At 71.0% G+C, this 7,282-nt stretch carries 10 protein-coding genes and 1 pseudogene; 5 read left to right on the top strand and 6 right to left on the bottom strand.

Annotated elements, in window-relative coordinates; all coding sequences use genetic code 11:
• Positions 1 to 24 precede the first annotated feature (24 nt).
• Positions 25 to 849, bottom strand: coding sequence for a Mu transposase domain-containing protein (locus tag AC068A_RS33515; protein ID WP_478590052.1), 825 nt, complete (start codon positions 847 to 849; stop codon positions 25 to 27).
• Between the two features lie 9 nt (positions 850 to 858).
• Here AC068A_RS33515 and AC068A_RS33520 point away from each other — a divergent pair, with 9 nt between their 5' ends.
• Both AC068A_RS33520 and AC068A_RS33525 read left to right on the top strand, forming a co-directional pair.
• Positions 859 to 1,209 carry a hypothetical protein gene (locus AC068A_RS33520; RefSeq protein ID WP_478590053.1) on the top strand — a complete coding sequence of 117 codons (351 nt, stop codon included), beginning with the start codon at positions 859 to 861 and terminating at the stop codon, positions 1,207 to 1,209.
• Positions 1,210 to 1,289: 80 nt separating this feature from the next.
• The gene (locus AC068A_RS33525; RefSeq protein ID WP_478590054.1) at positions 1,290 to 1,898 is read left to right on the top strand and encodes a hypothetical protein; all 609 of its coding nucleotides are present in this window, start codon (positions 1,290 to 1,292) and stop codon (positions 1,896 to 1,898) included.
• Positions 1,899 to 1,920: 22 nt separating this feature from the next.
• Here AC068A_RS33525 and AC068A_RS33530 read toward each other — a convergent pair whose 3' ends face one another.
• The 4 genes from AC068A_RS33530 to AC068A_RS33545 form a co-directional block, all read right to left on the bottom strand.
• A complete protein-coding gene (locus tag AC068A_RS33530; RefSeq protein ID WP_478590055.1) occupies positions 1,921 to 2,325 on the bottom strand; it encodes a WhiB family transcriptional regulator in 405 nt (134 codons plus the stop codon).
• 85 nt (positions 2,326 to 2,410) lie between these two features.
• Positions 2,411 to 3,418, bottom strand: coding sequence for a hypothetical protein (locus AC068A_RS33535; RefSeq protein ID WP_478590056.1), 1,008 nt, complete (start codon positions 3,416 to 3,418; stop codon positions 2,411 to 2,413).
• A gap of 243 nt (positions 3,419 to 3,661) precedes the next feature.
• Positions 3,662 to 4,033 (bottom strand): hypothetical protein, encoded by a 372-nt coding sequence (locus tag AC068A_RS33540; protein WP_478590057.1) that lies wholly within the window; start codon positions 4,031 to 4,033, stop codon positions 3,662 to 3,664.
• Between the two features lie 3 nt (positions 4,034 to 4,036).
• Positions 4,037 to 4,432: a hypothetical protein gene (locus tag AC068A_RS33545; RefSeq protein WP_478590061.1), complete on the bottom strand. Its 396-nt coding sequence runs from the start codon at positions 4,430 to 4,432 to the stop codon at positions 4,037 to 4,039.
• Between the two features lie 32 nt (positions 4,433 to 4,464).
• Between AC068A_RS33545 and AC068A_RS33550 the strand changes: the two are divergent.
• Positions 4,465 to 4,698 (top strand): annotated as a pseudogene (locus tag AC068A_RS33550) (hypothetical protein); the annotation flags it as partial.
• Between the two features lie 12 nt (positions 4,699 to 4,710).
• On the opposite strand, the gene AC068A_RS33555 reads toward AC068A_RS33550, so the two are convergent.
• Positions 4,711 to 5,805, bottom strand: a complete 1,095-nt coding sequence (locus AC068A_RS33555) for a serine hydrolase domain-containing protein (RefSeq protein ID WP_478590058.1) — start codon at positions 5,803 to 5,805, stop codon at positions 4,711 to 4,713.
• Positions 5,806 to 5,905: 100 nt separating this feature from the next.
• On the opposite strand from AC068A_RS33555, the gene AC068A_RS33560 reads away from it, so the two are divergent.
• The gene (locus AC068A_RS33560; protein ID WP_478590059.1) at positions 5,906 to 6,682 is read left to right on the top strand and encodes a MerR family transcriptional regulator; all 777 of its coding nucleotides are present in this window, start codon (positions 5,906 to 5,908) and stop codon (positions 6,680 to 6,682) included.
• Positions 6,683 to 6,811: 129 nt separating this feature from the next.
• Positions 6,812 to 7,282: transposase family protein (locus AC068A_RS33565; protein WP_478590060.1), on the top strand; the 471-nt coding region annotated here is incomplete at its 3' end.

Here is a 7,282-nt window from a genome sequence, read left to right on the forward strand (position 1 = left end):
ACTCCTTCGAATCACAGTGCGGGATCATGCGGTGTCCTTGTCGGGCTGCTTCCCGGGGGCCGGGACGATCGGGGTGACGGAGGCCAGGGACTCGTAGAAGGCCAGGGGCCGACGGCTGACGGTGACCTGCGCGCCGGGCAGACGGGCCAGCCAGTCGTCCAGCACTCCGCCGCCGGCCGCGGCGGGCTGGGAGACCGTCGGCTCGGGGGCCGTGGCAGTGACGGCGCGGGTGTGTCCGTCGGGCAGGCCCTCCCAGTGGGCGTCGTCGACCACCCACGAGCCGCGGATCTTGGCCCTGGGGTGGACGGCCAGCAGCGTGGAGCCGGAGGTGTCCGCGGTCAGCAGGTGCAGCGAGACGCTGTCGACACCGGCGCGGACTTCGACCAGCTGCCGCGGCCGGACCCGGCGGGCGGGAACCGAATACAGGCTGGCCTCGAAGGCGACGAGGCAGTCCTTACCGACGAACCGCAGATGCCGGTCAGCGACCACATAGGGCTGCCGGGGCAGCGAGCGAAGGGCTGCGTGATCGCGGCGGGCCCGGACCCCGATGACCTCGCCGTGGGTGCGGTGGACGCGGGCCCGGCGGATGGGAACCCAGGCCGCGAACGCCGCGTCCAGCTCCAGGACGGAGTTGAACGAGCGGCCGGCCAGCACGTGCTCGCGCACGATCGTCACCTGCCGCTCGACCCGTCCCTTCCCCGTGGGGCGATAGGCCGCCAGGACGTCCACGTCGAAGTCGTAGTGCCCGGAGAACGCCACCGCCTCCGGATGCAGAGGGACCGCCTTCCCCGGGACGACGTGCTGACGCACGACCGTCTTGGTCCGGTCATAGACGATCGTCTTCGGCACCCCCGCGAAATGGGCAAACGTGTGCCCGGGCGCCCTGCGGTGGTCGTCGCCGAGCCGGTCTGGCAGGCGATCGTCGACACCGGCCGTCGGGCGCCGGGCGGTGAGGATCCGCTTGCGGCCGTCGGCTTCCCCCGCCCCTTGGCGGGCACGGACGCCCCGTGGGTGATCCCGGCTGACGCCCGGCGCGTGGACCTCGACGGCGGCTCGTGGGGTCCGGGCCGATTGACGTGCTCAGGACGCGGCGTGTGGCGGTGGCAGCCGGTCCCCCGCTTCAGCCTGAACCAGGGCCGCTCGGCCGAGATCGCGACCGGCGGCCAGGCGCCGGCGTTGCGCCTGCGGGCCCTGGTGAACCTGCCCTAGGCCGAGGCGAGCACGCTGGAGATCAACAAGTCCCGGCGCACGCAGCTCGAGCGCATCCGCACAGTGCGGTGGCCGGCGCGGTGACGCTCCTGTCCCGCCGCCGGGGCGCTGAGCTGCCCGCCGCTCGCTGGGAGCGGGGGCCTTTCGGCAACTCGGCCCGGTCCGCCAGCTACACGTGCACGATCGCCGGGCCCGACGGCACCCCGGCGGTGAAGGCCTCCGTCATGCTCGCCCTGCCCACCACGATGGAGTCCACCGTAGTCGCCTGCGCGGACGTCCTGATCGAGAACCCGGAGTCGTGGGCGGCGGCCCTCGGACCCGGCTGGAACACGCAGTTGGGCCTCGACGAGGTCCAGGCCGTGCTGCTCGCCGCATGGGAGACGGCCGCCGAGCTGCTGCCCGATGTCGTCGGCGATCCGGCCGGACTGTCGTGGGCCGCGCCGCCCACCACCGAACTGCGGATGACGTGCGAACAGCCCGCCGACAACGGCGTCCTGCCGGGACTGCACACGTTCGTCGACTTGGGACCGCTCGGACCGAACGACAACGGCCCCAGGTCGCAGCTGGCCGTCGCCATCACCGCGGCGCCGGCCATGGACCGGTCCGAGCGGCAGCGCCTGCTTCGGGAGGCACTGGTGCACATGGCCCACGCATTCGGGTACCTCGACGCCGAAGTCGATCTGCTGTAGGAATCGCGCCGGGGCCGGGCCGTCAAGCGGTTGCTTCCCAGTCCGGCGCGTCATCCTCGGGGCGGACGAGCCGCTCATGTTCGAACCGGGCGGCCTCGAGCAAGCGACGCCAAGACGTGACAAGCGGGCGCCGGCGCAGGAGGGCTCGCCGATCACGTTCGGTCATCCCACCCCAGATTCCATGCTCGATCCGGTGATCGAGGGCGTAGGCGAGGCACTCAGTGCGCACCGGGCACCCCGTGCAGACGGCCTTGGCCCCGTTCTGGGCCGCGCCCTCGACGAACAGCTCGTCCGGGTCTCCGGTCCGGCAAACCGCTCTCTCGCCCCACGTCTCCGTGTCGTCCCCGCCCACCCCGCCGCCATCCTCTCCCCGGTCCTGCCCGCCCCCTCCCCTGTGCGGACGCAGTCCGAAAACGGTACGGCACATGTGCGGGGTGAAGCAGATCCTCGTGTGCCAGCGGCCCTGTCGGGTGAGGGGCGTTGACAACGGCCGTGCCGTTTCCTGGCTTTGCTCAACCGGTGGCCGAGCAGCCGGGCATTGGCGGCAGCAGCGCCTCGCCCGTCAGAGCACTGATCCGCCGCCGGATCGCCGCGAACATCTCCGCCCGCTCCTCCTTGACCGGGTAGTCGAAGCGGTCGTAGCGCAACTGGAGAGTGGCCGTGTTGTCCGGGGACTTCAGGAGGACCAGGCCGAGACTCTCGCCGGGGGTCAGATCGCGGTGCCCGCGCAGTTCCAGCGGCAGACCGTGCTCCGGGTCGGTGAGGGCCTGGACCAACTCGGCGCGGCGCAGGCCGGTGTCGGAAGCGTGGTCCAGTTCCAGGATCCACCACTCCCCCAGCCGTGCCTCGTGGCCGGTGACGACGTGGGGGACGGCAACGGTGTGGAGGAGACCGAGGCGGCGCAGCAGGCCGCTGGGGAGCCAGGCCGCCTCGCGCCAGGTGGACTCGTAGGTGAGGGGCTGGCGCTCGTCCTCCCAGCGCCGCTCGTGGGCCGTCCAGGTTTCGCCGGCGAGCCAGCAAGCCTCCCCTCCGATGTCGTGAGTTCGATCGGCAAGGGCTGCCTCGGCCTTCTGGAACGCGCGTCGGGACACTCCGGTGAGTCGGATGCTGGTCGGCTGGCCGAGGCGGCGGAGCTCGATGCCGCGATCGGTGCGTGCGGTGATCCGAAGGCCGTTGAGACCCTGGATCTCATCCTGGCCGGTGCCCACCGGCACACGGCCGGGCAGCAGCGCGGCCAGCAGGCCGTCGAGGCTGACGTTGCTCTCCAGGTCGAGCCGGATTCCCTCCGCGGTGGGCTGTACGTACCGGATCCCGAAGGGGAACTCGAAGAAGTCCCGCTGGTAGCTGAGGATCCGGTAGAACGCCTCGGACTCGAGCAGGAGTTGCGCGTGGTGGACGGGGGCTGGGATGAGAGGTGCGTGCCGGGGAAGGCCAGCGACGACGTCGCAGGCGAGCTGGCGGGGAGCACTGGTGTAGAGGGCGTAGGTCCGGGCGCGGCTGCTGATCTGGGTGTCCGGCATGGCGGGTACCTTTCGCTCCGCTCCGTCGGCCCGCGGAGCGTGAGGAACAGGCACTGGTGTGCGGTGGTGCGTCGGTGAGATGGCGCTGATCGAAGCCGAGCTTCTTCGCCTCCGCCTTGAACCAGTGGGCCGAGGTTCGCGTGAGGAGCAGCAGACCGATGCCGCAGGGCGCCACCCTATCCAGTGAGGTCGGCGCCATAGATGCGCCACGCCGCACCGCCGGTCGGCGGTGCGGGACGCGGGCTACCGGGAGGACGCGACCGGCTGGGGATCGCTCTGCTCGGCGAGTTGGGCGCGGGCGGCGGCTTCCTGGCGGAGCGCGGTCCTCAGGTGCCACAACGAGATCGCTGGCAGGAGGTTGCCGAGCCGGGCCACTGCCCGCAAGGCCTCGGCCGCCTGAGCCAAGAGCATGGCGGCTGACTGCGACTGGTCGCTGTTTCGCTCCCCGCGCTGACGTTCAACGATGTCGTCCAGTAGCTGCGCCAGCTCACCCGCTCCTGGGTCCTCCGGCACATCGGCTCCCCACCACCGGACGGCAGCCTCCGAGGCCGTGAAGGCCTCCGCGCGGTTGAGCGGCAGCCTGGCTTCGACGTCCCCTTGCATCACGATCACCATCGTTCACCGTCCGGGGCCTCCCCGGGGCAGGAACCGAGAATCGGCTGCTCTCGGGTCAGACCCCGAAGCGAGGTTCCGGGCACGATCGAGCTGTGGCTGGCACGGGTATGCCGCGGCGCAGGGCCTCGCGGGTGAGGACGTCGAGCTGGGCACCAGCCGCGGTGTAGGCGTCGGCGGCGCGCGCGAGGCGTTGCTCGGCGGCGGCGAGGTCTGCGGCGAGTTCTTCATCTGTTCGCGGTCGCGCGTGAAGTCCAGGCTGTGCTGAATGCCCGTCTCACCAAGGTGGGGCTCGTCCTGCCGTGCGGAGCGGCGGATGAACACGCCCCTGCCCTTGACCGCGTAGACCAGACCCTCGCGCTTGAGTACGCGCACCGCATTCTGTGCGGTCGAGTTGGCGATCCCGAAGCGGTCTTGGAGTTCCCGCGCGGAGGGGCGCCCAGTACCCGGAGCTCGCGGACGTGGGCACGCAGTGGCCGCAGGTGAAGGGCTCCCTGCGGGTCGACGGCGCGAGCGGCTGGATCTGCCTGGACAACTTCGGCAACCCGTTCAACAAGGCGGTCCCGATCGTGGAGCTGGCCCAGGACGGCTCGCAGCGCTTCGTCCAGATCGCCTGGCCGGAGGGCAATCCCCCGAAGAAGGACTGCCTGCCGCCGAGGAGGAGCTAGGAGTGGCCCTTCCTAGTCGGTGAAGACCGCCTTGACCAGCGTCTTCTTCACCTTCTCGAAGGTCCCGGCCATCGTGGGCAGGTCCATTTGGACGTCCCCGCCGGTCAGCGAGCCGGTCAGGGTCTTGGTGCCGTCGGGCGTGCTGTACATCAGCGCGCCCCAGCCCCAGAACCCTCCGTTGTGGTGGAGTACGGTGCCGCCGCCCTCCAGTTCCTCCACGAACACGCCCAGGCCGTAGCCGATCGTGGGGTCCGGGACGCGCATCTCGGCCAGCAGGCTCGACGGGATGAGCCTGCCGCCGTTTAGCGCGGAGAAGAACGTGTGGAGGTCCCGGCTGGTCGAGATCATGTCGCCGGCGGCGGAGATCCAGGACGGGTTGAAGCGGGTGGTGTCGGCCACCTTCCACTGGCCGCCGTCCTCGTAGCCGAAGTAGCCGTGGGCGTGCGGCTCGGGGATCGTGTCGTCGGTCTCCGGCAGTACGGTGCCCGTCAGCCCGAGCGGGCCCAGGATCCGCCGGTGCGTCTCCTCGGGCAGGGGACGTCCGGTGACCTTCTCGATCAGCAGCCTGGCCAGGACGTAGTTGGTGTTGGAGTAGCTCCAGGCCGTCCCCGGCTCGAACCGAGCGGGCTTGGCCAGTGCGCCCCGCACCAGCTCCTCCGGCCGGTACGTCGCGAACTGCAGGTCGACCCACTCCTTGCCGAAGCCGGCGACGACACCGGGCTCGACCGTCCCGTCGGCGGCGAACTCGCCGGTGAAGTTGAACAGGCCGCTGGTGTGCTGCAGCAGCATCCGTACGGTGATCCGCGGGTCGAGCCCGAACTCGGACAGGTGGTCGGCCACCGGGGCGTCGAGGCCGAGCCTGCCCTCGTCAACGAGCTGCAGCACGATGGTCGCGACGAAGGTCTTGGTGACGCTGCCGACCCGGAAGTGCCCGTCGGTCGGCGGCTTCGCGGTCCGGCCCAGCTCGCTCACGCCGGCGCTTCCGACCCACTCGCCGCGCTCGTCGTGTAGGCGCAGCTGCACCCCGGCGAAGCCGGCGTCGACGATCTCCTGCATGGCCTTCCGCAGCTCGGGGCGGTCCTGCGCGGCGGTGTTCTGCTCACTCATGGTGATTCCTCATCTCGCGTCAGCGGGTGTGAGATGAGCGTGGACCCTGACCCAAGGTCAGGGTCAAGGCCCACATGTGTGCGCTAGGTAGGCTCGCCGCATGAAGGACGGGCTCACGATCGGTCAGGCGGCGGCTTTCGTCGGAATCACCGTCAAGACGGTGCGGCACTACCACCGGCTCGGCCTGGTCGCCGAGCCGGAGCGGGACCACTCCGGCTACCGGCGCTACGGATCGGCCGACCTGCTGCGCCTCGTCCAGGTCAGGGCCCTGGCCGGGGCGGGCGTGCCGCTGGCCGAGGTCGGCGAGCTGGTCGACGCCGAGCCCGAGCGGTTCGCCGCCGCCCTGGACGACGTCCACGGCCGCCTCACCGCCCAGATCGAGGAGCTGACCGCCCGCCGCGACACCCTGCACCGGCTCGCCCACGGCGACCGCGCCCTGCTGCCGGACCGGGCCTGCGCGGTCCTGGAGCGACTCGCCGAGCTCGACTTCAGCCCCGACTACGTCACCATCCAGCGGGAGGCCCTGGTGCTGTCGCGGGCGCTCGCTCCCGAGGTCTTCGACCCCTTCCTGGCCCACCTGGAACACCGGCTGGGCGACCCGGAGTTCGTCGAGCTGACCAAGCGCGGCTGGGAGGCGAGGTCCTGGGATCCCGACGACCCGCGGATCGAGGAGCTGGCCTCCGCGATGGCCGCCAACCTGCTGGCCGACCGCGCGCTGCTGACGATGCCGCCCGTGCGACAGCACCGGCCCGACGCGGCCTCCCGGTACGGAGTGGTCAACCACCACCGGGAGGACGAGGCGCCGTCCATCGCGCGGCTGAACGGACTGGTCGAGGCGCACCTTCGCGCGGCGGGCATCCCCATCCCGCATCAGTGACGGTCTGCCCGGCGAGGGTTATGGCCCACCCCCTACGGCGGTTACGGCTCCCACCGCAGGCAGTTACGAAGCGTGCCCGACGCAAGGGGTGCCCCTAGAGACGCGAACGAGGGTGTCCAAGATCGTTGTGTGACGAACAACCTGGACACCCTCGCGACCGCACTCCACGTGAGAATCGACGATCTGCTGAAAGCGGCTCCGCACTTGGCCCCGTGGCGGCCGAGGGTGGGCATAGCGCCCAAGCTGAGCGACGCCGAACTGGTCACCCTGGCGGTGATGCAGGCCCTGCTCGGCTTCACCAGTGAGGCCCGCTGGCTGCGCCACACCCGCACCCACCTGCGCCATCTGTTCCCCTATCTGCCTCAGCAGCCGGGCTACAACAAGCCTCTGCGGGCGGCGGCATCGCTGATCCGCCACACCACCCGGGTGCTGGCCACCGACACCACGCTGTGGAGTGACGACGTGTGGATCGTGGACTCCACCCCGGTGGAATGCGGCCGCTCCACCAGGGCCTTCTCCAGACGCATCCCGCACCGCTCGGCGGCCTGGTCGAGCAGGGCGGTGCCGGCGGCGTTGTCGTGGGCGGAGGCGGCCAGCACG

Source organism: Streptomyces sp. NPDC043854 (assembly GCF_056436005.1).

What these genes read in the sequence shown, in the direction of transcription:
- AC068A_RS33535 (WP_478590056.1), bottom strand. Translation starts at nt 3,418, where the DNA reads ATGCCGGACACCCAGATCAGCAGCCGCGCCCGGACCTACGCCCTCTAC.
- AC068A_RS33540 (WP_478590057.1), bottom strand. Translation starts at nt 4,033, where the DNA reads ATGGTGATCGTGATGCAAGGGGACGTCGAAGCCAGGCTGCCGCTCAAC.
- AC068A_RS33560 (WP_478590059.1), top strand. Translation starts at nt 5,906, where the DNA reads ATGAAGGACGGGCTCACGATCGGTCAGGCGGCGGCTTTCGTCGGAATC.
- AC068A_RS33520 (WP_478590053.1), top strand. Translation starts at nt 859, where the DNA reads ATGGGCAAACGTGTGCCCGGGCGCCCTGCGGTGGTCGTCGCCGAGCCG.
- AC068A_RS33555 (WP_478590058.1), bottom strand. Translation starts at nt 5,805, where the DNA reads ATGAGTGAGCAGAACACCGCCGCGCAGGACCGCCCCGAGCTGCGGAAG.
- AC068A_RS33530 (WP_478590055.1), bottom strand. Translation starts at nt 2,325, where the DNA reads ATGTGCCGTACCGTTTTCGGACTGCGTCCGCACAGGGGAGGGGGCGGG.